Raw genomic sequence first — 24,643 nt, forward strand, 5'->3', positions numbered from 1 at the left:
ATGGCTGGGAACGAAATTGATACGCATGCAACGTTGAATGATCTGCGAACGCCGCGCGCAAACGATGGAGGTCGGGAGGCGCTACTCGTAGGCTTTTTGTCTGCTGTCGGACTCATGGTTTTTTTCGGCGCAAACGACGTTTCGTCGATGCCGCTTTTTGCGAAAACTGTCGTTTGCTTGTTTCTGCCATTGGTGCTCGCCTTCACAACGATGACGTTTGTCGCCTCGGTTCAGAGCGCCCGGCGAGCGAAGCGTGCTGAAGCAGCGAGGCAAAATGACACCGCTCGAAAGGAAAAGCAGATTGCTGAAGCGAAGGCGCGAGGCGACTTCGACAGGTGGAACAAAGACGAATGATCCTCACAACTACCAACACTGTCGAAGGTCACACGATCACCGCCTATAAGGGCATCGTTGTCGGCGAGGCGATCATGGGCGCGAATATCGTGCGGGATTTTTTTGCCTCGGTCACGGATGTGATTGGTGGACGCTCCGGTGCTTATGAGAGCAAGCTGCAAGATGCTCGGACCGAGGCTATGGCCGAAATCGAAGAACGCGCCGCGGCACTTGGGGCCAATGCCGTCGTGGGCATTGATCTCGACTATGAGGTAATCGGGGACAGCATGCTGATGGTCTCTGTATCGGGCACGGCCGTGACCATAACGTAACCGACTTAAAGAACGCGCCGCAAGGCACTGAAATAAAACGCCTCTGTGCGATTAGATATAAGGGAAGAAAAATGCTGAGCATCAAAAACCTGCAGGTCAAACTGGAAGAAGAAGACAAGGAAATCCTCAAAGGCGTCGATCTTGAGATTGAAGCAGGCAAAGTGCATGCCATCATGGGTCCCAACGGGTCGGGCAAATCCACCTTGTCCTATGTGCTCTCGGGCAAGGACGGCTATGAGGTCACCGCCGGATCCGCAGAGCTGGAGGGCGAAGACGTCCTCGACATGGACCCCGAAGAGCGCGCGGCAGCTGGCCTGTTTCTGGCATTCCAATACCCCGTGGAAATCCCCGGTGTCGGCAACATGACGTTCCTGCGCACAGCGGTAAACGCACAACGCAAGGCGCGCGGCGAGGAGGAAATGTCAGCCGCTGAATTCCTCAAGGTGGTGCGCGCGCGTGCCAAGGAATTGAAGATCGACGCGGATATGCTCAAGCGGCCTGTCAATGTCGGCTTTTCGGGCGGTGAGAAAAAGCGCAACGAAATCCTGCAGATGGCGATGTTGGAGCCCAAGATGTGCATCTTGGACGAAACCGATTCCGGTCTGGACGTGGATGCGATGAAACTTGTGGCTGAAGGCGTGAACGCGCTGCGCAACGAGGGGCGCGGCTTCCTCGTGATCACGCACTACCAGCGGCTGCTGGACCATATCAAACCGGACTATGTGCACATCATGTCCGACGGACGTATCGTAAAAAGCGGTGGCCCTGAACTGGCGCTTGAAGTCGAACATAACGGCTATGCCGACATTCTGGCAGAGGTGGCGTAATGGCCGACGCAGCACTGAAAACCAGCACAACAGAGGCACGGCTTGCGTCTCTCGACATGCCGACGGGTGGATGGTCGCAGACGGCGCGCAAAGATGCGCTGTCGCGGGTCATTGCGATGGGGCTTCCGGAACGCAAGGACGAATACTGGCGTTACACGCGACCGGATTCGTTGACGCAGCCCGGCGCGATCCCTGCAGCCTTGTTTCACAATGACGAGAGCCCGTTATTTGGCGAGGTCGAGCGCATAAAGATCGTCTTCGTGGATGGAGTATTTGATGCGGATGCATCTGATGATCTGACACTTGAGGGCCTCACGATCGAGCGGCTTGCGGAAGCAAACACCGATATTCACTGGGCGCGTGACCTTTACGGCGTGCTCGAAACGAATGGTCAGACACCTGTGCACAGACCGTTGGCGGCGCTGAACACGGCGTTTGCAACGGACGGCGTGCTGATCCACGTCACAGGCAAGGTTTCAAAGCCGATCAACCTGCAATACCACCACCGGTCAGAAACCTCTGATGCCATTCTGCACCATGTGATCCGGGTGGACACCGGTGCGGAAGTCACGATCCTTGAAAGTGGTCCGGCGGCGGCGCGTTTTAATAAAGTGATGGAAGTCGACGTTGCCGATCAGGGCGTCTTTCACCATGTGCGGGCGCAAGGGCGGGATCATGAGCGCCGGGCGGCGACCCATATCTTCACGCGCCTTGGACAGGAAAGCGTGTTCAAATCTTTCACGCTCACTGCCAACGGGGTCATGACACGGAACGAATGTATCATTGAACTTAAGGGCGATGATGCGGTGGCCCATGTGGCGGGCGCTTGCGTTGGGGATGGTGATTTTCACCACGATGACACCGTATTCATCACCCATGACGCTGTGAACTGCGAGAGCCGTCAGGTCTTCAAGAAGGTGCTGCGCAACGGCGCGACGGGTGTGTTTCAGGGCAAGATTCTGGTCAAACAGGGTGCGCAGAAAACGGATGGCTATCAGATCAGTCAGTCGCTGCTGCTGGATGAGGACAGCCAGTTCCTCGCCAAGCCGGAGCTTGAGATATACGCCGATGATGTCGCCTGTTCGCACGGGTCTACATCCGGTGCGATTGATGAAACGGCGTTGTTTTATCTGCGCTCGCGCGGGATCCCTCATGGGCCAGCGACCGACCTTCTGACACTCGCGTTTCTTGCCGAAGCGGTGGATGAGATCGAAGATGAAACACTGCGTGCTGAGATCGTTGATCGTCTCGCAGGCTGGCTGGAGCGTCATCGTAAGTAATGGCGGTTACCCGCAATATCTCCGCTACCTATCGGGGGCCCGGTCGTGTTGTGACTGGGCTTTTGGCGCTTGGCCAACGCGAAGACCGGGCGTTGGCCTATCTCATGTCCGGGTGCATTATCGTTTTCATTGCCCAAATGCCGCGCCTTGCTCGTGAAGCGCACCTGAGCGGTGAAGACCTCAACATGCTGATGGGCGCGACCCTGATGGCCTGGGTGCTGATCGCGCCATTGGTTCTTTATTGTCTGGCGGCGGTGACGCATCTTGTGGCAAAACTGTTCAGAGGGCAGGGCACCCATTACGGGGCACGGCTGGCGCTCTTTTGGGCATTGCTTGCTTCATCGCCTCTGATGCTTCTGAATGGGCTGGTCGCAGGGTTTGTAGGCCCGGGAATTGAATTACAGGCTGTCGGCTTTTTGTGGTTTGCGTTCTTTTGCTGGTTCTGGTTAGGCGGGTTGATTGCAGCGGAGCGTGGACAAGAATGATGACCAAACCTATGAGTTTCCCTGATCTGGCTTTGCTGACAGTGCGGGACCCTAAAGCTGCCGCGCAAATCGTGCTGGCGTGGAATGTGCCGCGCGAAGCCTTATGGACGGCGATCGCGCTGATCAGTGTCATTGTGACCATCCTGTCGACGCTGTCGAATATGATCATCCCCGTGCCGCCGCCCCTGAACGGCATTGTCGGCAATCCGTTCATGTATTGCGCGATTGCTGCGGGCGGGTTTATCGCCACCGTCTATGCCATTTATTGGACGGGTCGCATGCTGGGCGGCGAGGGCCGCGTCGAGGATTTGATGATCCTTTTGCTGTGGCTGCAGGCCTTGCGTGCGGTCGCGCAGGTGGCCGTTCTGATCGGGTTGATCCTGGCGCCTGTATTGGCGAGTTTTCTGGTTCTGTTCATCGGTGTTGCGACGCTGTGGGTGTTTGTTCATTTCATAAATGCAGCCTTGCGGCTCAATTCACTGATGCGCGCGGTTGCTGTGTTGTTTCTTGGGGCAGTTGCCTTGATGGCTGTCCTGACCTTTTTGCTATCCATGATCGGTGTATCCGCCGTTGGAGTACCTATGAATGTATGATGTGACTGAAATTCGCAAAGATTTCCCGATCCTTGGTCGTGAAGTCAATGGCAAGCCGCTGGTCTATCTGGACAATGGGGCATCGGCCCAGAAACCACAGGTGGTGATTGATGCCATCAGCAACACATATGCGAATGAATATGCGAATGTGCATCGCGGGCTGCATTATTTGTCCAATCTGGCCACGGACAATTATGAAAGCGTGCGCGGTGTAATTGCCAGATTCCTCAATGCGAAATCAGAAGATGAAATCATCCTGAACTCGGGCACGACCGAAGGCATCAATATGGTTGCCTATGGCTGGGCCATGCCGCGTCTGCAGGCAGGTGATGAGATCGTCCTGTCGGTGATGGAACATCACGCCAATATCGTTCCCTGGCATTTTTTGCGCGAACGGCAGGGCGTAGTTTTGAAATGGGTCGATGTGGACAGCACCGGCGCATTGGACCCCCAAGCCGTGATTGATGCCATAGGATCAAAGACAAAATTGATCGCAATATCACATCTTTCCAATGTATTAGGAACTAAAGTTGATGTAAAAACCATCACGGCTGAGGCGCATGCCCGCGGCGTTCCTGTGTTGGTGGATGGATCGCAGGCGGCGGTGCACCAACCGGTGGATCTGCAGGATCTTGATTGTGATTTTTATGCGATCACGGGCCATAAACTCTACGGGCCATCGGGGTCCGGCGCCATTTTTGTGAAATCGGAGCGGATGAAGGAAATGCGCCCCTTCATCGGTGGTGGTGATATGATCAAAGAGGTCAGCAAGGAGGCGGTGATTTACAACGACCCGCCCCTGATGTTTGAGGCTGGCACGCCCGGTATCGTTCAGACAATCGGTTTTGGCGTCGCGCTGGAATACATGATGAACCTCGGCATGGATAATATCGCAGCCTACGAGGATACCTTGCGAGATTACACCGTCGAACGGCTCGCCGGGTTAAACTGGTTGCAGGTGCAGGGAACGACCCCGGACAAAGCGGCGATCTTCAGCTTCACCCTGGAAGGGGCCGCGCATGCGCATGACGTCTCAACCATTCTGGACAAAAAAGGCGTCGCCGTGCGGGCAGGGCAACACTGCGTTGGTCCGCTGATGCAGCACATGGGCCTTTCTGCGACTTGTCGGGCATCCTTCGGGCTGTACAATACCAAGCAGGAGGTGGACGTTTTCGTTGATGCGTTGGAATTGGCGCATGATCTGTTCGCTTGATCTGCACGCGGTGATTTTGCAATTGCAGGACTGATGAGCGCGGTTTATACGAGCGTTGCATGCAGCTTGACTTGATCATGTGCGGCGCTGCCCGACGAAGGCGGTGCGAAGGAAGCTAGACAGGCTGCAAAGAGACACAAAAAGGACTTGCGCAGATAAACCCGCAAAGATACCCGCACAGTAATGTGCAAAATGCGGTCCCATAGCTCAGCTGGATAGAGTGCACGCCTCCGAAGCGTGAGGTCGCAGGTTCGAATCCTGCTGGGACCGCCATATTTCTCGTCTCTGTTTAAAGCAGGCACAAGACGGTGATTTTTGTTACCCCATCTGTAAAAATTTTGCGCCGATGCATCCCGAAAACACATCACGTCATTGATAAGCGGCCGGATCCATTCTGCCCTGATCACGTCTCAAGGGCAGCTTTGTCGTACGATTAGAACACCGACCAGTTGGTCGCTCTTGAGAGCATTTCCGCGGCGCGCGTGCCAGCGTAGGAATTGCCGTAATGGTTCAGGCCCGGCGACCAGATGGCGACGGACGCCACATTGGGCGCTATGATCAAGAGACCTCCGCCGACCCCACTTTTCCCCGGCAGTCCGACCCGGAAGGCAAAATCACCGGAGCCGTTGTAATGCCCACAGGTCATCATCAATGCATTCACCCGCCTGACATGTTTTTGCGATATTACTTTCGGAGCGCCGTCAAGGCCTGCTAACGAGCGACCGGCCATCGCCAATTGCTCCGTTGTCATCTCAATCGCGCATTGATGAAAATAGGTTCCGAGGGTCAGGTCAGGCTCATTCGATAGGTTCTCATGGGACTTCAGATAATAGGCAAGCGCTTTGTTACGTGAACCTGTTTTCTGCTCGGACGCAGCTACGGCGTCATTTATGTAAATGCTGTCAGAGCCCGACATTTGTCTGACAAGCCCAAGTATTTCGGCCAGCGCCAGTTTGGGTTGCCTTCCGCAAAGCAGCGCATCTGTCGTGACGATAGCACCTGCATTGATGAAAGGGTTTCGGGGACGGCCATTTTCCCTTTCCAGCAGGACCACGGAATCGAAAGAAGTGCCTGACGGTTCCCGTCCAACGCGGCTCCATAGTTGATTACCAACCCGTCCAAGTGCTGCGACAAGGGCAAAGACTTTTGAAATGCTCTGAATAGAGAAAGGTTTGGTCGGAGATCCGGCGCTGATCACTTTGCCGTCGGCCAAACAGACGCTGATTGCAAATTGCTGAGGATCAACTGCGGCAAGCTCCGGGATATACTGAGCCGGTTCTCCCCAGTCGTTTTGTTGAAATACGTCTGCCGCAATGGACTTGATGATTTCTTCCAACATTGCCTCCCATCGTGAAAACACTGCTGCAGATCTGTAGAAAAGTGGACTACCCAGCCGGAATTCACTTCCTTTATAGCGGTATGGAGGCACAATCCCAGCGTTTACCATTGCAGCTATCGCTTCGACCGTTTTCCGCTCTGGTGCGCTCTGACAGTCTAACCCGCGCCGCTCTCAACCGCGCTTTTTAATGAGAGTAGGTCCGGAGTGTTTTACTCTGGTGAAACGCAAAAAGCGGCTTGGATGCCGCGAAATCCAGCTCTTTTAAAAAGCCGTTTTTGTTGTGATTGGTGAAACCAGATTATCCAGACAATTTTTGCGGTGAGGTTTCCCGCTTTTCCATCCACGTAATAAAGTCAGGCAAGTGCATCGGGCGGCCGAACAGATATCCTTGCAGTGCGTCCGCGCCAGCGGCTACCAATGCAGCAGCTTCGGCCTCAGTTTCGACGCCTTCGACGGTGACTTCAGTGCCGACACTGTGAGCCATATCGATCATGCCTTTAACCAGATTTCCGCGCTCGCGGTTCTGGTCTATGCCGGGGACAAATACACGGTCGATTTTCAACCTGTCCGGTCGAAGCTCCAGAACACCGGCGATGCTGGCGTTCCCTGTGCCAAAATCGTCAACCTCAACATTCACACCGTGGCTTTTTAACTCCCAGATGCGATCCTGCACGTCTTCGCTGCCGTCTTCGATGAAGGCGGTCTCCAATATCTCGATGGTGAGCGTTCCGGGGAATGGAAGATGTTCCTTGATATCGGCGAGGAGCGCAGGGTCCGCCAATCGCTGGACCGATACATTTATCGAAATACCCGGCATATCAATACCAGCCGCTGTCATATCCGCCCATGCATCCATTGCCAGCGTGAATATCCTTGCATCGAGCCGTGCGGTAAGGCCGAGCTCTTCGGCCAAGGGCAGGAATACGTCCGGCGACAAACGACCACGCTTCGGATGCTCCCAACGGGCCAGCACTTCACATCCGAGCACGTCGCGCGATTGAGCGCAGACTTGCGGTTGAAGTTGTATTGATATTTCAGCACGCTCAAAGGCCAGTTTGAAATCATTGAGCATTTCCAGACGTTCATCTTGCAATGCGCCCATTGTCGATGCATAGGCGACGGCGCGATTGCGCCCGTGCGCCTTGGCTTCATATAGCGCAAGATCAGCGCGTCTTCGTGTTTCCACTCCCTGTTCGTCCCGGTTCGCGATCGCGAAACCAATCGAAGCGCCGGTCTTCAGCTGGGTAGGGCCGAAGTTTGTCGGCACGCAGAGCGCATCGACGAGATCATCGCAATAGTGCTGGGCCTGTCCCTCATCCCCGTCAAAATCGACGAGCGCAATGAATTCATCACCGCCGATCCGGAAGGCAAAATCCTGACCACGCCGCAATCTGGCGCGCAATCGATCTGCGATGGTGACCAGCACCCGGTCACCGGCTTCATGACCGAAGCTGTCGTTCACATCCTTGAAACGGTCAAGGTCAATCGCAACATAAAGAATGCCGCCGATTTGCAGTGCATTGCTTGAATTTGAAACTTCCTCCAACAACACTCTGTTCCCCAAACCTGTCAGTGCGTCATGACGTGCGGCCCAAGCGCTTTCTTCCTGAACCTTACGAAGTGCGGAAAATGAGTTTTCGGCAAGAACTCGCATCTCGCGTTCTTCGTTCAGCCGTTGGAGCTGGGTGCTGATTTCGCCTTCGATTTTATCGAGAACCCCGTTAAAACTGATGGCTAAAGCACTGTTTTCATTGGACCGTTCGATCATCAACCGTGTGCCGATTTCGCCTTTCCTGTGATGGCTTCTGATTTGTTGAATGACCTCTGAGAGGGCGTTGTGCTCGTGGTTTTCGGCAAGGTTCAGGCCGCGAACTTCGTCCCGTTTGGCGGCGCGAAACAAACCGATGTTTTTAAGCACAAGCGCAACCGGAATGAGCGTGCCGGTGACCCATAAGCCAACGGAAGCAATGCCCCAGACCTGAATGCCGAGTTGCTCAAAGCGAGAGGTGGCAGGCAGGACAGTCATGTCCCCGAACAAGGCGACCGCCATCGTTCCCCAAATACCCGCAGCCAGATGCACCGGGACCGCAGCAACCACATCGTCGATCTTAAATGCCTCAAGAACCTCAAACGCCATGACCATCACGACGCTGCCGATTGCGCCGACCAGAAATGCATCTGTGGCGTCATAGACATCAATGCCTGCTGTCCCGGCGACCAGCCCCGCCAGAATACCGTTAATGATGATGTCCACGCGCGGATATCTGTATATCAGGAGCGAGATGACGATTGCGGCAACACCGCCGCCAGCTGCGCCAATCGTGGTTCTGGCGATAATCGGCCCGACAGCCTCACCAAAGAACAGGGCGCTGCCGCCATTGAATGCGCCCCATCCAATCCACAAAAAGACGGCACCAAGGGCTTTCATTGCAGTTGAGCTGCCCTCAAAGCGTCGGCGCACATGCGTAAAACGGCCCAGCCGGGGGCCGACGATGCAGATTGCGACGAGTGCCGCCCAACCGCCGACGCTGTGGACGACCGTTCCGCCGGCAAAGTCGTGAAAACCGGTCTGTTGCAACCAGCCCTGCGTTTCAGAAAGGATTGCGCCACTCCAGACCCAGTGGCCAACAACCGGATAGACCAAAGCGCCTAGAAAGAGAGAGTAAATAACATAGCCGACATAGCGTTCCCGTTCCGCAACAGCGCCGGAAACAATGGTTGCCGCCGTTGCCGCAAAGGCAAGTTGGAAAAAGAACAGTGCCGCGGTTTCACCCGATGAATTGTCAAGTGGAAGAAAAAAACCCGTGGTACCAAACAGACCTCCGGCACTGGCGCCAAACATGATGCCAAAGCCAACCAGCCAATAAACCGTCGCAACACAGCAAATGTCACTGATGTTCTTTAGTGCAACGTTCCCTGCGTTTTTGGCGCGAACTGTACCAGCCTCAAGGCAAAGAAATCCACATTGAAGATCGAGAACGATGAGGGCGCACAGGATTATCCACAGCTCACTGATATCAGACATTGCACGTTTGCTGCATATGATTGCTGCCTCCTGGCCCAAGTCGGTTATTTACATTGATTCCTCTTAATATTTTTTGAAGGAGCGGCGACAGGGACGCGCCCGGGCGTGCTCTTTTCCGGCCTCGAAGATACACGGCGTCGCAAGAGCGAGACCCCGGCCAGATGTCGGATATACCGATGATTCAATGACGCCGAGTTTGCGAAAATATGCATTTTGGCCGCTCAATAGGGGGGGGTCCCACCGTCTCAAAAACGTCGACATGCCCGGTGGCCTTATCCGGGTGCGCGCCACGCCGCCCAGTCTTCGGGAGTGTCGAGATCCAACCGTGCGCGAATGCCGGGAAGGCGGATGAATGCTGTCTGGTCCAGATGACGCGCAACAACCGTCGCGCCACCGGTATCACCGGTAATAGATGCCAGTTCCGCAAACAACGATCTGGAAAAGACAATCGGGTGGCCGGGGGCGCCATCGGATGTCGTTCCACGCCAGATGAGAGCATCGCTGGCGCTTGTTACACGACCCAGCACAGTGATCAGGTCGTCTGTCGTCAGTTCCGGTAAATCCGCCAGCAACACCATCACCGCATCAGCGTTTTCAGAGACCTGTGCAAGCCCGCGCCGCAGGCTCACGCTCATCCCGAGCGCGGCATCGGGAACCGCGATGCGTGTCACATTGAGCTCCGCCAAAACCTCCCAACGCGGGTTTGGCTTCGGGGGAAGCGTCACGATAACAGGTCCAAGCGTTGCGTCTACTGCCCGCGCGGCTTGTCGCCGCAACAGTGGGACGCCGTCAATATCCTCCAGTAATTTATCGCGTCCCCGCATCCGGCTGGATGCGCCGGCGGCGAGAAGGATGATGGGCACAGAGGATGAGGCTTTGGAATTCATCCGTTCAGTATAAACCACTTAACCACACTGTTACAGATTGCAGGATTGGACGCATAAATGGCTGGTGTGGCCAGCGAAAACGCAAGAACAGTAAGGTTGAATTCGTGTTAAACGGGCAGGACAGAAGCGTGCACGCGGTTTCAGGTCATTTGAGCATCCCGCCTGATACCTGAGAATTTACAACCCAGTGGGGAATGACATGTTGATATTTCCATGTATAGTAAGGTGAACCGCGTCATTGAGTTTATTGATTTCAGGCTTTTATTTTGACATCCAGCGCCGCACGTAAACCCCACATGCCGCTCGTCTCACAGTGGGAGACGACGCCCGACCGCGTGTTACTCTTGGTGTGCCCGTGCCGCAGTGGATCAACGATACTGTTGCGCGCCTTCGGCCATGCTGGGGTGCCTGCATATTTTCAACCGATCAAGAATGCGCGCCGCTGGCGCTACGAGGGGCAGGAGCATCCGTGGTATCCGCCAGCCAATATTGAGGATCGTGCGATCTTCATGAAGGAGACTTTCGGACCGTTCCACTTTGAAGAGACAACCTATGACCCTTTGGCCGAATTGCTGGCCTCGAATTTGCCTGCGGATCGTATCGCGTTGGTTGTGCTGTTGCGCGATCCGGCGGCAGTATGGGCATCCTGGCGCTATTATTGGGAGGGGCGCACATCGCCCGAGGTCTTCGCACAATCCTGGGCCGCGTGTCAGCGCTGCGTCGGGACGGCATCAACAGCCGGAGTTCCGTCATATGCCATGTTTTATGAAGACCTATGCCAGAGCCCCCAAGCGGAACTTGCGGCGCTCTTTGCAGTGATGGGGCGAGAATTCCCGCTGGACGCCTTGGAAGGTTGGGATAGAAAACCCGGCTTCGGGGCGGAGGGATCCGGGGTCGTTCTGCCGAATGAGCCCGAGGCCTTTCTCACGCCGCAAGCGCATGAACCTGTGATCAGGGCCACAGGTATTTCCCCAATGAAACCTGCGGGTGTCATCTCTGTGCAGGAAAATGAAACACTCATGAACTTGGGCGTTTTTGACCGCTACCGTGCTTTGTCCACGTCCCTGCCGGGCACTGCGAAATGCATGAAACAGCCTGTTGAGGATTTGAGCCATGACTAGGCGGATGAATTTGCGTTTTTCTCCGGCTTGCGTTGACCTGTTCGCAAAAGGGGCGACATCATGAGTGATAAGACCCAACCATCCGTGCGCCACACGGGCCCGCCACCGATTGTGGAGGTTTTGGGGTGGTGTCTTTGCCTCGTGGTCCCCTTTGGCGTCTTTTTTGCGCTGCGCAATGCGGGAATGGCCTCAAACTCAGCGGTATTTCTGGCTATTATTTCGCTGCCGCTGGTCATGTGGCCTTTCAGCCTTCTGCCGGATTTCGTGCCCGGACTTTTGGCGGTGGTCATGATCCTTCTGGTCGGTGCCGCGCCGCCGGAAATCGTCTTGAGCGGATTTTCCTCTTTTGGGTATTTGCTCATCATTGCAATTCTGGGGTTGGGGGCGTTGATCCGCACATCCGGGCTGGTCAATCGCTGTGCTGCGTTGATGATCAACCGCCTTCCGGGGAATGTGCTGGCATATAGCGGCACGTTGTTTTTTGGGGGTCTGCTGCTCACCCCATTTCTGCCGTCACCTGCTGGCCGCCTCGCCGTCGTCGCGCCTTTGGTCGCGCAATTGGAAGAGCGGATCGGCCCGCAGATCGGGACCAAGGGCCGTACATTGATCTTTATGGGGGGGCTGGATGGCGTGACGCTTTTGACTGCGGCCTTTCTGACGGCCGCCCCGGTCAACCTGATCGTCTATTCGATGTTGCCCCAACAGGAACGCGTCGCCTTTCAATTCGTTGATTGGGTTACGGCGGCCTCAGTTGCGATTGCCGTGATGATTGCCGGCTATATCGTGATTGCACTCCTCACGTCATTTGACGCCACCAGAATTAAAAAAACAGATACCAAGGACCTTGGCAGTGCGACCAAAGCCTTGTCACGCAAGGAGTTCGAAGCCCTCGCGGAGGGCAAAACCCCGGCCGGGCAGGGCGCTGAGGTTGTTACCCCATCCGAAAAACTGTCGCAGCGCGAATGGGGTGCGATTGGCGGTATTGTCTTGCTGGGTGTCGGCGTTCTGACCACGCCGATGCACCTGATACCGGCGCCGGTTTTGGCTTTTCTGATCCTGTCATTGCTGTTTTGTGTTCAGATCATGAATAAATCCGACTTTGTGTCCGAAATTGATTGGTCGTTCATCTTTTTGCTGGGCGCGCTTGTGGGCTTTACGAATACCGCGGCACATCTCGGTCTGACCGACCTGCTTGTCACCGAAATTTCGTGGCTGGGGGATATTCTGCGGCAGGATTTTGCCACCTTCATTCTCATTCTGGCGGGGGTGATCGTGACGGCGCGGATTATCATTCCGCAAACGGCGGTCACGCTTGTACTGGTGACCGCACTGTTGCCACTGGCCGAAGCCTCTGGCGTGTCCGCGTGGGTTGTCGGATTTTCCATTCTGATGCTGAATGATGCATTGATCTTTGATTTTCAGTCACCGATGCATGTGGCCTTCCGACATGCGACCGGCATTGGCAAAGATCCCGGTCGCACCATCTCTTTGACGCGCCTGACGATCCAGCGCATCGCCATTGTGGCATTGCGGGTTGGTGCTATTTTAGCATCCATTCCGTTCTGGAAAAGCCTCGGGATACTCTGAACCATGATACGTGTCCTTAGTATTATCGTGATCCTGACCCTGCTTGGGGGGGCGCTCACCTATCACGCTGGCAAACCGCGCGTGCTGGTGTTGCAAAGTTACGAGCCTGACTACGCCTGGACTGCTGGCGTCATCGAAGGTCTGGATAGAGTCACGCGCTCCTGGAGCGATGTGCATCTGAATGCGCATTACATGTACACCAAGAAGTTCTCAGACGCAGATTCCCTGCGCCGGGCTGGTGTGCAGGCTGGCAATGCCGTGGAGCGTTGGAAGCCCGATGTCGTCATTGCAATCGATAACCTCGCCCATGCATTGGTCATGCAGGACTACGCCAACCACCCGACGATCAAGATCGTCTATGCCGGGATCAACGGGCCTGTATCCGCGTTTGGCTATGACAGCGCCACGAATGTCACCGGTATTCGCGAAAACCGCGCCATGGGGCCGGTCCGTGATGCGATTGCAGCGCTGCGGCAGACGGGTGTCGCAAGCGCACCATGGGACGGTAGCCGGCCCATCCGCATCAGATATGTGATGGACAGGTCGGTCTCAGTGATCCGCGATCGGCCCAACGTCGATGGTTTCGACTGGTCGCCGCTGGTTTACACCGCCTCAGTTGCCGTGGACAACTATCCCGCGTGGCAGGAAGAAGTGCGCCGCTCCGAAGGCATGGCGGATATCATCATCGTCACAAATTATCGCCAATTGAAACGGTCTGACACGGAAGCAGGTTTTGTACCGGCACAAGAGGTCATGGCGTGGACCGAGGCCAACGCGGGCATCCCGGTGATCGGCATGAATGTATTCAACACAGAAGATGGCGCGACCTTTTCTGTCGGTGCATCGCCCATCGAACAGGGGCAAGTCGCCGCCGAGTTGGCGGGCCTGCTGATCAGTGGGCAGGCCGCAACAGAAATTCCGGCGCGTGACAATTTGCAGTTTCTTGTCTCGATGTCACAAGAGCGGCTCGCGCGCCATGGGTTGATGTTGCCGCAGGTCTATGAAGCCTTCGCCCGCGCGACGAACACATTCGAACGATAAGTGCCAAAACACTGCCGTGCCGTCTTTCTTTCGTCGCGCAGCGAAACATGCCCGTCGGCTAGGCCACTGAAATAGAACAGGGGATACGTGCGCGTCCGGGAAAGTACTATGACCGCGCATTCAGATCGAAATCACGCGTGTCCCACGAAGGGCAAATCAACGGAACAGGCGTGTGATACCGCGTTGCCCATTCTCGTGGTACGGAGAATTCGATCCAGTCCGCGCAATATGTCGCTCGGGAATGAACGCTCCACATCGCTGGCTTTGCCGCCTTGGCCTTGCAAAGCAGGGCATTTGGTTTTTAATGAACTGTCAGTTGAGCGGCCTTGATCTTCAACAACGGGCAGAGGCCAGCGGACAAAATAGACGCCGTGTCTCGACGAAGAAAGGTAGGCCGACAGCTTCATGGGCTTGTGCCTCACTTTGCGGCGCGCTTGTTGCCCGAAGTCTTAAGTCACTGGTTTAGATCAAGTTGGCGGAGCTACACGGAGAAGTTACGAACCAGTTTTTCGAAGTCTTAGACGACTGGAACCGTATTCTTGAGGCGCAGCAACCTCCTGATATTTAACAAAAGATATCACTCTCAGTTTAATTAATCCACCCCCTTTCAACACGTTAAGCCGCTTGGGTTCCGCCCAAGCGGTTTTCGTTTGTGCGCCAGACTTTGATGCGCACACCACAATCGAGAACCCACATACATGACAGATAAAAACAAAAACCCCGAGCGGCGCTTGTCCGTTCGGCTGACACCTGACGAATACGACACACTCAAAGATCAAGCCGGAGACGAACGCCTCAGCACCTTCGTGCGCAACCGACTTTTAAAAAGAACAGCAGCGCGCAGAAGTATCCCCAAGCCTCAGGCGAAGAACGTCGCAAAAACGCTCGCCTTGCTCGGCCGCAGTCAAGCTGTTGATATCCTTCGTAGCTTTGCCAGAGCCGCCGAAGTCGGCAGCTTTGTTCTAGATCCTGAGACGCATACTCAACTGCGTCTTGCCTTGCATGAATTGATCGAACTCAAACGCGCCTTGATGGCGGCACTGTTCACAAAGGAGTCCTGAACCATGATTTTGAAGGGCTCGCAACGCGGTGGTGCAAAGCAGCTCGCGATGCATCTGTTGCGCGCTGACGAGAATGAACATGTTGAACTCTATCAAATACGCGGATTTGTCTCTGACGATCTCGTCGGTGCGTTGAAAGAGGCACAAGCCATTGCGAAAGGCACACGCTGCAAACAGTTTTTGTTTTCCGTATCGCTCAACCCGCCGGAAAACGAGCGCGTCGATTTGGCGTTTTTCGAACGTGCCATCAACAAGATCGAAGCTGAAAATGGTCTAACAGGCCAGCCCCGCGTCATCGTTTTCCATGAAAAAAACGGAAGACGCCATGCGCATGCAGTCTGGTCGCGGATTGATGCTGAAACGATGACTGCCCGCAATCTCCCATATTTTAAATTGAAGCTGCGCAACGTCTCACGTCAGATATATTTCGAGCGTGGCTGGCAACTCCCCAAAGGTCTGGTCAACAGTAAGTCGCGAGATCCAAGGAATTTCACACTTGCGGAATGGCAGCAATGGAAACGCCACGACCTGAGTGCGAAAGACATTAAAGATATGGTCCAGGAATGTTGGGCAACATCTGATTCACCCAAGGCATTCTCAGCCGCCCTGCACGAACGCGGGTTTTTACTCGCGCGTGGCAATCGCCGTTCTCATGTTGTTGTCTCCCACCACGGCGAGGTCATTTCTCTCCCCCGATACCTCGGCCTTAAAACGCGCGAAGTGAAAGATCGACTTGGTGATCCAGAACCGCTTCCCGATGTAAGTGAGGCCGCGCAGCAATTAGCAGAAGAAATTCGTGCAGGCCTTTTGCGCAACATGCTCGAACTCAGCAAAGATGCCCAAAAACGCAAAGCTTTTTTGGCGGCGAAGATAAAACGAGTTGCTGAAGTTCATATTGCGGAGCGCGTTAAATTCGACCTCGCCGTGAACAAGCGTCAGGCACAGGAAACGAAGGAGCGGGGCGCACGCTTGAAGAAGGGATTGTCGGGAATTTGGCAATTTATCAAAGGAGATCGCAGCAGACTGCAGGAACAGAATGCCAAAGAAGCCGTGGAATGCTGGAACCGCGACCGCGCACAGCGCGACGATCTGATACATGCGCAGCTGCGAGAGCGCCGTGTTCTGCAGCGTGAACTGCGAAAGCATCGGCAGGCAGCGGTTGCTCAGCTTTTGCTACTGCGCGAAGACCGGCGCAGATTTAGGTCACCAGAACCTGAGGCCGCTAGGGACGGGAAAAAGTATGCGGAAATTGAGCACGCGTTTAACTCTATCAACGAACAGCATGATACGACAAAACCCACACGTCCCAAACTACGCAAACGTCGTGCCAGCAGCCGTCGCCAACCGAGGCCTAGTAGGTAGTGAGCTGGGCGGAAAGTGTGCATTCGCTGCATCTGTGATAATGCCGATCAACTAGAGCTAGAGCGGACATAAATCTCTGATCGTCCGCCGTCACCTGTGCATAGCCAAGCTGCACAGAATTCGACTATCTGAGAAAACCGCCTTGCAATGTTGAGTATCACCGCAATTGGTGTAAGCTTAAGATTCTATTGTTATTTTGGATATTCGCTTATGAAAATTTCGTCGTTTTACCTCAAAAACTACCGCAGACTGATTGATGTAGAGTTGGTGCTGGACGACCAAAAAGCGATACTGGTTGGGGCAAATAATAGCGGCAAAACCTCTGGTATTGGCGCACTATATACGTTTTTGATGCGGCCTGAAAATTTGCGGGTGCGGGATGTATCGAAGCAGCATTGGCAATCTATCTCATCAATCGGAGTGCAGCTTGGAGCGGACGAGATTAGTACTGAGCAACTGGAAATGCTAAGAACCCAACTGGCAAGTTTTTTACCTCGGCTGGATGTGACAATTTTTGCAGAAGCGAGCGAAGCCTATCGGGCCAGAGATATTCTCCCCCATCTTGACTGGCGGGGAGGATCACTTGGCGTCAGGATCGCTTATGAACCAGCGGACATCGCAAAGTTGGCGACAGACTACAGTAAGGCTAGAGAAGTGGTGGCAAAGCATGACGGCGTTTTGCTTTGGCCAAAGAGCCTTTTCGACTTTCTAGAGAAGGGTGGCAATTTCAACAAATATATAAAGCAGAAGCACTATATTCTTGGTCTCGATACGGCGAATGCAATAGACGTAGATGAAGATGGCGATCAAGCGGGAAAATCAGAACCCCCCCTTCAAACACTAACTTCCGGTGCGTTACGAAAACTGATCCGAGTGGATGTGATCTCCGAACAGAGAGGGCTTGGCACCGAGGATAGTGCTAATGACCAAGGGCCATATTCAGAAAAGCAACGGCTGCATAAACTGCTTCGCGAATACTACGACCGTTTTTTAAATCCTGATGAATTTCCAGAAGCGGGAGATATTGAGGTGCTCCAAAAACAACAAGAGATGGAAGAAGGCTTTACGAAGCGCCTTGCGAAACAGTTCAAAGCGCCATTAGAAGAACTAGTAGACATGGGATACCCCGGTATTGGAGGTAATCCTACCGTGGAAATTGCTGCCAAAGTCAGTGGCACAGACGCACTCCAAAAGTCTTCATCGGTCCGATATCGCTTTGACAAAAACCAAGACGAAAACCTTCCGGAAAGCTATCTTGGGCTTGGATACCAGAACTTGATCTACCTCACGTTTCGGTTGCTCGGGTTTCGTGACAGGTGGATGCGAGAAGGGAAGTCTGTTTCGTCTGACGCCGATTTAACGGAGGAAATCGAGCCCATTCATCTGGTTCTAGTTGAGGAACCAGAGGTCAACTTGCACGCTCAGGTGCAGAGAGTGTTTATCGCACAAGCTTACGAAACACTAAGAAAACACCCTGCGCTGGGTCAGAATTCGACTTTTCAGACTCAGTTAGTTGTGAGTACGCATTCGAGCCACGTCGTAAACGACGTCGATTTCAAAGACCTTCGATACTTTCGCCGCAGTTCGGCAGATGATGCGATAACAATGGATCACACCTCCATTGAAAATATGTCAGAGCTATTCTCAACAGCTGAAGATGAGATGAAATTTGTCAGTAAACACCTCAAGCTAACGCATTGTGACATTTTCTTTGCTGATGGAGTCATCTTTGTCGAAGGTCAGGCCGAACGGCTTTTGGTTCCCGAATTTATTACCAATAAATTCAAAGGGCTGTCTAAGAGGTATTTGTCTATTTTGGAAGTAAGTGGCGCTCATACGCACAAGTACAAAGCTCTTGTCGAAAAGCTGGGTGTGGTAACACTCGTTATCACGGACTTAGATTCACGGGATGCCGCAAAGCAAAAATGTGCGCCTAAAAAAGGCGAAAGCCAAACCACAAGTAACTATACACTCACGAGCTGGTATCCTCAAAAGAGCTTGATTGATGCTCTGGTTGCGCTTCCTGCGGAGCCCTCTTACAGCAAAAATTCAGCCATGCCACTATTTGTGGCTTACCAAAAGCCTATAGTACTCGATGAAAAAGAAGTTCTCAGCAGAACATTTGAAGATGCACTGATTCTTGCGAATTTCGTCCACCCACACTTCGACGACATGGCTAAGTTGCAGGCAGTCAAAAAGAGCTTCAAAGACGGTTCAACGCTACTCGAAGAGGCCCTTTTTGAGTATGTTAAAACGCTTACAAAAGGTGACTTCGCTTTCGATTGCCTTTTTTACATCGCTTCAGAGGCTGACCATTCCTTCGAACCGCCTGCATACATTCGCGAGGGTCTTGAGTGGTTGCAAGCCCAGCTGTCCCCTAGTTCGTGATTGAAAAGCCATGCCCAACGATCACACTGTAGCCTCTACCAAATCAATACAGCACGACAACCCAGTCGATGCAGGCATTCGGGACTGCTTGAAGTTAGGATCAGGTAAGAGCTTTATCATCTTCGCTGGAGCCGGATCGGGGAAGACGTTTTCACTTGAGAACGCGCTAGAACATCTAAAGTTAGCGTATCAAGAAGTGTTTTCGCGTCTTAGTCAACAAGTAGCTGTCGTAACTTTTACAAACAACGCCGCAGACGAAATTCGAGATCGAGTCGAGCGAAACCCAATTTTTTCTATATCAACGATCCACAGTTTTTGTTGGCACGCAATTGATGGTTTCAACGCGGATATTCGGCAGTGGTTTTTGTCAGAAATACCAAATGAACTTGAGAAATTGAAAGAACAGGAACGCCGAGGCCGTGCTGGTAAAGCTTCCGATGCAAGAAAAAGGAGTATCGCTCGTTTAACCGAAAAGATGGAGTGGTTAGCCAATCCGCAGGAATTCAAATATGATCCTAATGGGGTAAATTCAGCTCAAAATGCTCTTGCGCATGCCGATGTCCTGAAAATTTTTGCTCATTTTCTAACGGTTAAACCGATGATGGCAGAAGTTCTTGCCAATAAGTACCCGTTCATCTTTGTTGATGAGAGCCAAGACACCAACAAAGATGTGATCAACGCATTATTTACGCTACAAAAAACACAATTTGAAAAGACCGTTGTTGGTTTGTTTGGCGACAGGATGCAGCGCATTTTTGGTGGTGGAGAGCCTGAGCTCGGCAAATCTCTTCCAAGCGAATGGAAAGAATTCGACAAGCAGATGAATCATAGATCCGCTAGGCGCATTGTTGGGCTAGGGAATACTATCAGAAAAGAGGATGATGGGCGGCTTCAGTATGCCAGAGATGGTGCTGCCGAGGGTCTCGTTCGGTTTTTCTTGCTTCCTCATGGAACCAGCGACAAAGATCAGGTCGAGCGACGTATTCGGAATATCATGGCGAAGACTACTGGTGATCTAGCTTGGAATGTGCCCAAAACCGACCAAACCGCAGTCTTGCTACTTGAGCACAGAATGGTCAGCCGTAGACTGGGCTTTACAACGTTGTCAGACGCACTTTCTAAATCAAGGACGATTAAGGAGCGACTTTACGAGGGAGACAGCTTAGAATTGAATTTTTTTTCCAACACTGTCTTGCCATTGGTGGAAGCAGGCCAAGCTGAAGACATCTTCGAAACGATGAAAATCCTGCGAGACAACAAATCGCCATTACTGCATGAAACCGTATTCTCTGAGAATGAACTCGACCCTTTGCTTGCCGCACGCACGGCCGAAGGAGCGCTACGGTCCACGATATCGAACAGCGACGTTTCATTAAGGGACGTTTTGGCCGTCATTGCTGAACACAATCTTTTGACGATCCCATCCAAGCTCAGGTCATTCGTGACCATCCAAAACGAAGTCTTGCCAGTAATTGACCTCGAGTTTGACAATGATACCGCTGTCCAAGAAACTTCCGAAACGCCGTCAGATGATGACGAGTTCGACGCATGGGCGGCCGCACTTGAAACACCGTTTCAACAAGTTCAGGGCTACCGTGACTACAGTACTGGGAATTCAATTTACCGAACACACCAAGGTGTGAAAGGGAACGAGTTCGAGCGTGTAATGGCTATCATGGATGATGATGAAGCCGGTGGCTTCAATTTCTCCTATGAACAGTACTTCGGCGCGAAAGTGCCATCTGCAGAAATATTGGCGAAGGACAAAGCTGGTGAAGAAACGGGGTTGGGTCGCACCAGGCGGCTATTCTATGTGACCTCGACACGAGCGAAAAGAAGCCTTGCTCATGTAATCTACACAGCCGACGTCGAACAGGTGCAGCAGAACTTACTGGCGCGTAAGCTGGCAACAGAAGGAGAGATCTTGTTGTTCCCATTCTTATTGGATTGAAAGCGATCCTTGTTCGTGGCTCACGCAGCTGTAGCGAACGTCTCCCTTGGCGGGCTGCACCGCAGAATGCTCGTCTGCTGTTCAAGGTCCGCAGTGGGCCGGTAGAACTTAGGACAGGAACAAATCATGGAAGACATATCTTTACTTACTGAGAAAGCAATTACTGCAAACAGAAAACTTGTTGCGCATCGAAAGGACTTAGAAAGCCCGTTCATCCATGGTTACTCTGAGGGCTGTTGTGAGCTTATTGCAGTCCATTTGGGTTCAGTGCTACAAGCCGCAAATCCTGACAAAGAGGTGCAGGTTGTACGGGCTTACAATCGCCAGTTCGGCGATTGGCACTATTGGGTAGAAATGGAAAATTTGGTACTTGATTTGACTGCTCACCAATTCGAGCAATATCAGAGGCCGCTTGTTTGCGCCAAACCAAACCTGTTGGAAGACCGTTTCCCCGACATCGAGCGTATTTCTACAAGCGATGCTGTGCGCAATGCCAATTTCGAGATGAACCCACAAATAGAAGACATTTTGGCAGTGCTTAAGAGTTAAGCTTAGGTGCGGCTGAGTTGAATGCCTGCTTTGTGGAAGCTGCGACACAGCGATGGCATCTGAAACGGATGGCAGCAAGAGACCGTCAAACTCATATATGTTATGTAAGCATTAACCTGCGAGACTGGCTGTCGATTTTCAGGACTACTTGTTGAGCTGCCGTGATGTAAGCTTCTAGTTCTAAACCGCTTGATTGTTGATCTAAGACATAGGCTTCGTTGAACTTACGGATCGTAAGTTCGCCTGTTCGTTCCACATCTGCAATCACCCTAAATTCTTCTGGCTTCTCAAGCGATAGAACCGGGAAACGCCGTGTTGGGTGGTTTTCCCAATTGTGCCTATTGACGCGACATTTTTCTTTGAGCGCAATCAAGCTTTGCTGAACATCGGATCTTGCCGATCGTGCAGCTATCCTTAGGTGAGAGGTATCTGATGATTGTGACGCTTTAAATGCTCTTCGAGCAGTATCGTGTGCTAAGGCTGAGTAAAGGAGCGCCAAAGTAGCTAAACCAATGGGAATAACGTCTGGCCAGTGTGTTGCGAACCAACTTCCAATCTCAGCTATCATCTGTGCAATCCCTCCGCCATGGAAATTAAGGTGGTTATTCGATGCAAGGTTCGCAAGTAGCATCACTGCGAATGTCCGAATGCGACGACAGGTGTCGTCATGGGTGCGCAAAAAGGTTCGCTTTGCGGGAATGGCTGTGCAGTGCTACCTTCTCAAATAAAGGCAACTCCGGGCTGAAGACGGCGGGATATTTAATTACATGCTCTTGATAAAAAAGCCCGACTTGAGCCGGGCTTTGGACACATCGACATGTGGCAATTGTTTAGTTTTGCGCTCCGGATGCCATCAAAGCAATAATGGGATCAATCATGACCCAATGCTCTGAGGGCGCGCGGCCTTGGCTGACTACGATATCGCCGCCATAGCCTTTGTTGCCATCGGGGGCATTAATCTGGAACGAAGTGATCCAGACATCATCGCCGACCCCAAGCCGCAGTTCGCCAGTGACTGTGCCACCGGGCGGTGTCCCGCGATACAGATTCACCGCAATTTGCAGCGCCGACGGATCAACGGCACTCGAAAACTGGATCGTCTCATAGCCATTCGTAAGGTTGGGGCTGTTGGTGAAATCCTTGAATAGCTGCCCTTCGTCCGTCTGGCTTTGCTGAAAGTAGATCACATCCGAGGCCGGGCTAGGCCACGCGTAGAGATCCAGATCGCACCCGTCGCAATCCCACGACAATGCCAACTCCAGACCCTTAACCTCGCGCAGGTAGCTGCGCGGCGCTGGTGATCGCGTTGCATCGCGCGTAAATATGTCCGGCACATCGCCTGTATCTGGCGCGAACGTGATCATCTCCAACTTGTCCGTAGCCACCAACGGATCAAAGCTGACCTGTGCATCTACATCCGACTTGAGACGCGCGAATAGCGTGTTCAGATCATCGGAAATCACTTGTGGCTTGCCGCCCATGGCGGACGCGGAAGCCGCTAGCAAGCGTTCGACATAGGCCCTGTGAGCATTGCTCACAGCCCAATTCGCACCGAGCATGCCGAAGTACACATCATAGCCGCGCAAGCCATTCTCAAAGCCCTTGGTTCCGAACGGTGATTGTGACGGCTTGGCCAGTACGTGCCCGTCACCGGGCACAGCGCCGCCCATCATTGACACGGACGGTGCAAGCGCATCCGAGAAGCGCGGATCTGCCAATACCACAAGATCAGCGCCACCTTCACCCGCTGTGAAATTGGACGCAATCAGCCGCAAAGCGCCGGGAATGTTCGCAACGCCAGTAGCGCCGTCATCATTTCCGTTCTCAGCCGCATCAATCACCTTTTTCAGTGCCGACAAAACGTCTCGATTGGCTGTGATGCGGGCATTGGGATTTTCATACGCCTTGCCTTCAGGCACAAGGAAAATGCCCAGCATTCGAGCATTCTGCCCATCAATAAAGATGGCCGTCTCGCCAGCTTTAAGCGTCTCCAACACATGCTGGATGCTCATCTCAAGCTGCGACTTCAGCGCGGCTGCGGGTTGATCCGGCGACACGACAAAGACCGTATCTCGCGCTTGGAGCGGGGCGGTGAAGGCCAAGAGCGCTGATACCGCACACGCCGTTACATTAAAATATTTCATTGTACATACATTCCTTCCATTTCTTCCATTGATTTCAGGCACTGGGATCAGCGTGCAAACCGCGCACGGAACTCAGCAGCCGCGCTGAGACCCACAGCAATTTGCACTTCAAGCGCCGCATCCAATTGGCTTAGCAGGCCGGACTTAGCGGCATGGGCGGAAGCCGCTTCCGCCAGTTCGGCGCGCTCGGATTTTAAACGCGTATCCAATGCATCGTACTTCTCGTTGCGCATCCAACACTCGGGTGCATAACGGCGTGCGATTGTATCGAGGCGCAGGAAAATCACCGCTGCGACCAAAATCTCAGTAAGCAATTGCGCAATCACAAAGGCCTGATCCATCCACGCGGCTTTTTCGTCGGCGAAAATTTCCACGCCGCCGCCCAGCCCGTGGTACATTTTCGAGAACAAACAGAGCCATGTCAGACCGCTGATCACCATGGCCGCCATCAAAGCGCGGCCAAACAATTTCTTGCCGTGATCCGTCTCAAACTGAGAGGCCATAGATTTGATACCAATCGAAAAGCCCGGCGCAATTCCCGAAACAGCCCATGACAACAGCGGATTCTCCACAAAAATCGCCACGCCAGATGCGACCAAATTCCCTTGGGTTACCAAAATGGATGTTGCCGTTACTGCCACCAGTGCGGGCAAAAGCACAGCCACTTCAAATTTATCCGCCAGCACCCAACGGCGCGGCGCGACTTCGGTGCGTTCACTTTCGCCAAGCTCGTTGTTGTCTGCAGATGAAGGCTTCCAATCCTGCGTGGCGCGGCGCTCTGCCAAGGTATTTGCCACATCCGTTTGAAGTTCAGTCTTTCTGGCTGCAGTGATTTCCGCCTCTGCGCGCAATTCAGTATATTCCGCGCCGTGTATCGCCATGAAACTCGAATGGATGATATCCTCGATCTTCTCGTCTGCCTCGCCTTCTTCAACCGCATTGGCAATTGAATTGACCACGGCTCTGGGGAAGCTTTCGTACGCGAGTTGCAACACGTCATTGCCAGTTTTGAACTCTGGGTTTTGGGTTGGGTTGGGGAACAGCGATGTTCGTGCCGCCTTTTTAGGGCGTCGGTTGTTTTTTCGGGACATTGGGAACCTCCGTAGGTTTTGCGGTTTTCATCAC

The 24,643-nt window shown here is 53.3% G+C and carries 21 protein-coding genes and 1 tRNA gene; 16 read left to right on the forward strand and 6 right to left on the reverse strand.

Annotated elements, in window-relative coordinates; all coding sequences use genetic code 11:
- From RLO149_RS09015 to RLO149_RS09050, 8 genes are all read left to right on the forward strand, one after another.
- Entirely contained in the window at positions 1-354 is a 354-nt protein-coding gene (locus RLO149_RS09015) for a hypothetical protein (protein WP_013961771.1), read from the forward strand.
- The gene (locus RLO149_RS09020) at positions 351-665 is read left to right on the forward strand and encodes a heavy metal-binding domain-containing protein (RefSeq protein WP_013961772.1); all 315 of its coding nucleotides are present in this window, start codon (positions 351-353) and stop codon (positions 663-665) included. Before RLO149_RS09015 ends, RLO149_RS09020 begins: the two co-directional genes overlap by 4 nt.
- Positions 666-736: 71 nt before the next feature.
- Positions 737-1,492, forward strand: coding sequence for a Fe-S cluster assembly ATPase SufC (gene sufC, locus RLO149_RS09025; protein ID WP_013961773.1), 756 nt, complete (start codon positions 737-739; stop codon positions 1,490-1,492).
- Positions 1,492-2,772, forward strand: a complete 1,281-nt coding sequence (gene sufD, locus RLO149_RS09030) for a Fe-S cluster assembly protein SufD (protein WP_013961774.1) — start codon at positions 1,492-1,494, stop codon at positions 2,770-2,772. The genes sufC and sufD overlap by 1 nt, the downstream gene beginning before the upstream one ends.
- Positions 2,772-3,257 (forward strand): hypothetical protein, encoded by a 486-nt coding sequence (locus RLO149_RS09035; RefSeq protein WP_013961775.1) that lies wholly within the window; start codon positions 2,772-2,774, stop codon positions 3,255-3,257. The genes sufD and RLO149_RS09035 overlap by 1 nt, the downstream gene beginning before the upstream one ends.
- Positions 3,257-3,850, forward strand: a complete 594-nt coding sequence (locus RLO149_RS09040) for a YIP1 family protein (protein ID WP_245538152.1) — start codon at positions 3,257-3,259, stop codon at positions 3,848-3,850. Before RLO149_RS09035 ends, RLO149_RS09040 begins: the two co-directional genes overlap by 1 nt.
- Positions 3,843-5,063, forward strand: a complete 1,221-nt coding sequence (locus RLO149_RS09045; protein ID WP_013961777.1) for a cysteine desulfurase — start codon at positions 3,843-3,845, stop codon at positions 5,061-5,063. The genes RLO149_RS09040 and RLO149_RS09045 overlap by 8 nt, the downstream gene beginning before the upstream one ends.
- Positions 5,064-5,259: 196 nt before the next feature.
- A tRNA-Arg gene (locus RLO149_RS09050) sits at positions 5,260-5,336 on the forward strand.
- A 160-nt stretch (positions 5,337-5,496) separates the two neighbouring features.
- Here the strand turns inward: RLO149_RS09050 and RLO149_RS09055 are convergent.
- The 3 genes from RLO149_RS09055 to RLO149_RS09065 all read right to left on the reverse strand — a co-directional run bounded on the left by RLO149_RS09055 (position 5,497) and on the right by RLO149_RS09065 (position 10,314).
- A complete protein-coding gene (locus RLO149_RS09055; protein ID WP_044025273.1) occupies positions 5,497-6,402 on the reverse strand; it encodes a glutaminase in 906 nt (301 codons plus the stop codon).
- A 298-nt stretch (positions 6,403-6,700) separates the two neighbouring features.
- A complete protein-coding gene (locus RLO149_RS09060) occupies positions 6,701-9,427 on the reverse strand; it encodes an EAL domain-containing protein (protein WP_013961779.1) in 2,727 nt (908 codons plus the stop codon).
- A 272-nt stretch (positions 9,428-9,699) separates the two neighbouring features.
- Positions 9,700-10,314 (reverse strand): nucleotidyltransferase family protein, encoded by a 615-nt coding sequence (locus tag RLO149_RS09065; protein WP_013961780.1) that lies wholly within the window; start codon positions 10,312-10,314, stop codon positions 9,700-9,702.
- Between the two features lie 296 nt (positions 10,315-10,610).
- Between RLO149_RS09065 and RLO149_RS09070 the strand changes: the two genes are divergently transcribed.
- From RLO149_RS09070 to RLO149_RS09105, 8 genes are all read left to right on the forward strand, one after another.
- On the forward strand, positions 10,611-11,435 hold the full coding sequence (locus tag RLO149_RS09070) for a sulfotransferase family protein (RefSeq protein ID WP_013961781.1): 825 nt from the start codon (positions 10,611-10,613) through the stop codon (positions 11,433-11,435).
- Positions 11,436-11,495: 60 nt separating this feature from the next.
- Positions 11,496-13,022 carry an SLC13 family permease gene (locus tag RLO149_RS09075; RefSeq protein WP_013961782.1) on the forward strand — a complete coding sequence of 509 codons (1,527 nt, stop codon included), beginning with the start codon at positions 11,496-11,498 and terminating at the stop codon, positions 13,020-13,022.
- 3 nt (positions 13,023-13,025) lie between these two features.
- Positions 13,026-14,063 (forward strand): ABC transporter substrate-binding protein, encoded by a 1,038-nt coding sequence (locus RLO149_RS09080; protein ID WP_013961783.1) that lies wholly within the window; start codon positions 13,026-13,028, stop codon positions 14,061-14,063.
- A 698-nt stretch (positions 14,064-14,761) separates the two neighbouring features.
- Positions 14,762-15,124 carry a hypothetical protein gene (locus RLO149_RS09085; RefSeq protein WP_013961785.1) on the forward strand — a complete coding sequence of 121 codons (363 nt, stop codon included), beginning with the start codon at positions 14,762-14,764 and terminating at the stop codon, positions 15,122-15,124.
- A gap of 3 nt (positions 15,125-15,127) precedes the next feature.
- Positions 15,128-16,486: a relaxase/mobilization nuclease domain-containing protein gene (locus RLO149_RS09090; RefSeq protein WP_013961786.1), complete on the forward strand. Its 1,359-nt coding sequence runs from the start codon at positions 15,128-15,130 to the stop codon at positions 16,484-16,486.
- Positions 16,487-16,696: 210 nt separating this feature from the next.
- On the forward strand, positions 16,697-18,874 hold the full coding sequence (locus RLO149_RS09095; protein WP_044025599.1) for an ATP-dependent nuclease: 2,178 nt from the start codon (positions 16,697-16,699) through the stop codon (positions 18,872-18,874).
- Between the two features lie 10 nt (positions 18,875-18,884).
- Positions 18,885-20,825 (forward strand): ATP-dependent helicase, encoded by a 1,941-nt coding sequence (locus RLO149_RS09100; protein ID WP_013961788.1) that lies wholly within the window; start codon positions 18,885-18,887, stop codon positions 20,823-20,825.
- A 126-nt stretch (positions 20,826-20,951) separates the two neighbouring features.
- Positions 20,952-21,374 (forward strand): hypothetical protein, encoded by a 423-nt coding sequence (locus tag RLO149_RS09105; protein WP_013961789.1) that lies wholly within the window; start codon positions 20,952-20,954, stop codon positions 21,372-21,374.
- A gap of 100 nt (positions 21,375-21,474) precedes the next feature.
- On the opposite strand, the gene RLO149_RS23530 is transcribed toward RLO149_RS09105, so the two are convergent.
- The 3 genes from RLO149_RS23530 to RLO149_RS09115 form a co-directional block, all read right to left on the reverse strand.
- On the reverse strand, positions 21,475-21,942 hold the full coding sequence (locus tag RLO149_RS23530; protein WP_013961790.1) for a hypothetical protein: 468 nt from the start codon (positions 21,940-21,942) through the stop codon (positions 21,475-21,477).
- Positions 21,943-22,204: 262 nt separating this feature from the next.
- Positions 22,205-23,518: a hypothetical protein gene (locus tag RLO149_RS09110; RefSeq protein ID WP_013961791.1), complete on the reverse strand. Its 1,314-nt coding sequence runs from the start codon at positions 23,516-23,518 to the stop codon at positions 22,205-22,207.
- Between the two features lie 47 nt (positions 23,519-23,565).
- Complete coding sequence (locus tag RLO149_RS09115) at positions 23,566-24,609, reverse strand: hypothetical protein (protein WP_013961792.1); 1,044 nt, start codon at positions 24,607-24,609, stop codon at positions 23,566-23,568.
- Positions 24,610-24,643 lie beyond the last annotated feature (34 nt).

The organism is Roseobacter litoralis Och 149 (genome assembly GCF_000154785.2).
Classification (GTDB): domain Bacteria; phylum Pseudomonadota; class Alphaproteobacteria; order Rhodobacterales; family Rhodobacteraceae; genus Roseobacter; species Roseobacter litoralis.

Excerpts from the sequence above, each read along its gene's own strand:
- RLO149_RS09015 (WP_013961771.1), top strand. The coding sequence starts at position 1 with ATGGCTGGGAACGAAATTGATACGCATGCAACGTTGAATGATCTGCGA.
- RLO149_RS09020 (WP_013961772.1), top strand. The coding sequence starts at position 351 with ATGATCCTCACAACTACCAACACTGTCGAAGGTCACACGATCACCGCC.
- sufC (WP_013961773.1), top strand. The coding sequence starts at position 737 with ATGCTGAGCATCAAAAACCTGCAGGTCAAACTGGAAGAAGAAGACAAG.
- sufD (WP_013961774.1), top strand. The coding sequence starts at position 1,492 with ATGGCCGACGCAGCACTGAAAACCAGCACAACAGAGGCACGGCTTGCG.
- RLO149_RS09035 (WP_013961775.1), top strand. The coding sequence starts at position 2,772 with ATGGCGGTTACCCGCAATATCTCCGCTACCTATCGGGGGCCCGGTCGT.
- RLO149_RS09040 (WP_245538152.1), top strand. The coding sequence starts at position 3,257 with ATGACCAAACCTATGAGTTTCCCTGATCTGGCTTTGCTGACAGTGCGG.
- RLO149_RS09045 (WP_013961777.1), top strand. The coding sequence starts at position 3,843 with ATGTATGATGTGACTGAAATTCGCAAAGATTTCCCGATCCTTGGTCGT.
- RLO149_RS09055 (WP_044025273.1), bottom strand. The coding sequence starts at position 6,402 with ATGTTGGAAGAAATCATCAAGTCCATTGCGGCAGACGTATTTCAACAA.
- RLO149_RS09060 (WP_013961779.1), bottom strand. The coding sequence starts at position 9,427 with ATGTCTGATATCAGTGAGCTGTGGATAATCCTGTGCGCCCTCATCGTT.
- RLO149_RS09065 (WP_013961780.1), bottom strand. The coding sequence starts at position 10,314 with ATGAATTCCAAAGCCTCATCCTCTGTGCCCATCATCCTTCTCGCCGCC.
- RLO149_RS09070 (WP_013961781.1), top strand. The coding sequence starts at position 10,611 with ATGCCGCTCGTCTCACAGTGGGAGACGACGCCCGACCGCGTGTTACTC.
- RLO149_RS09075 (WP_013961782.1), top strand. The coding sequence starts at position 11,496 with ATGAGTGATAAGACCCAACCATCCGTGCGCCACACGGGCCCGCCACCG.
- RLO149_RS09080 (WP_013961783.1), top strand. The coding sequence starts at position 13,026 with ATGATACGTGTCCTTAGTATTATCGTGATCCTGACCCTGCTTGGGGGG.
- RLO149_RS09085 (WP_013961785.1), top strand. The coding sequence starts at position 14,762 with ATGACAGATAAAAACAAAAACCCCGAGCGGCGCTTGTCCGTTCGGCTG.
- RLO149_RS09090 (WP_013961786.1), top strand. The coding sequence starts at position 15,128 with ATGATTTTGAAGGGCTCGCAACGCGGTGGTGCAAAGCAGCTCGCGATG.
- RLO149_RS09095 (WP_044025599.1), top strand. The coding sequence starts at position 16,697 with ATGAAAATTTCGTCGTTTTACCTCAAAAACTACCGCAGACTGATTGAT.
- RLO149_RS09100 (WP_013961788.1), top strand. The coding sequence starts at position 18,885 with ATGCCCAACGATCACACTGTAGCCTCTACCAAATCAATACAGCACGAC.
- RLO149_RS09105 (WP_013961789.1), top strand. The coding sequence starts at position 20,952 with ATGGAAGACATATCTTTACTTACTGAGAAAGCAATTACTGCAAACAGA.
- RLO149_RS23530 (WP_013961790.1), bottom strand. The coding sequence starts at position 21,942 with ATGATAGCTGAGATTGGAAGTTGGTTCGCAACACACTGGCCAGACGTT.
- RLO149_RS09110 (WP_013961791.1), bottom strand. The coding sequence starts at position 23,518 with ATGAAATATTTTAATGTAACGGCGTGTGCGGTATCAGCGCTCTTGGCC.
- RLO149_RS09115 (WP_013961792.1), bottom strand. The coding sequence starts at position 24,609 with ATGTCCCGAAAAAACAACCGACGCCCTAAAAAGGCGGCACGAACATCG.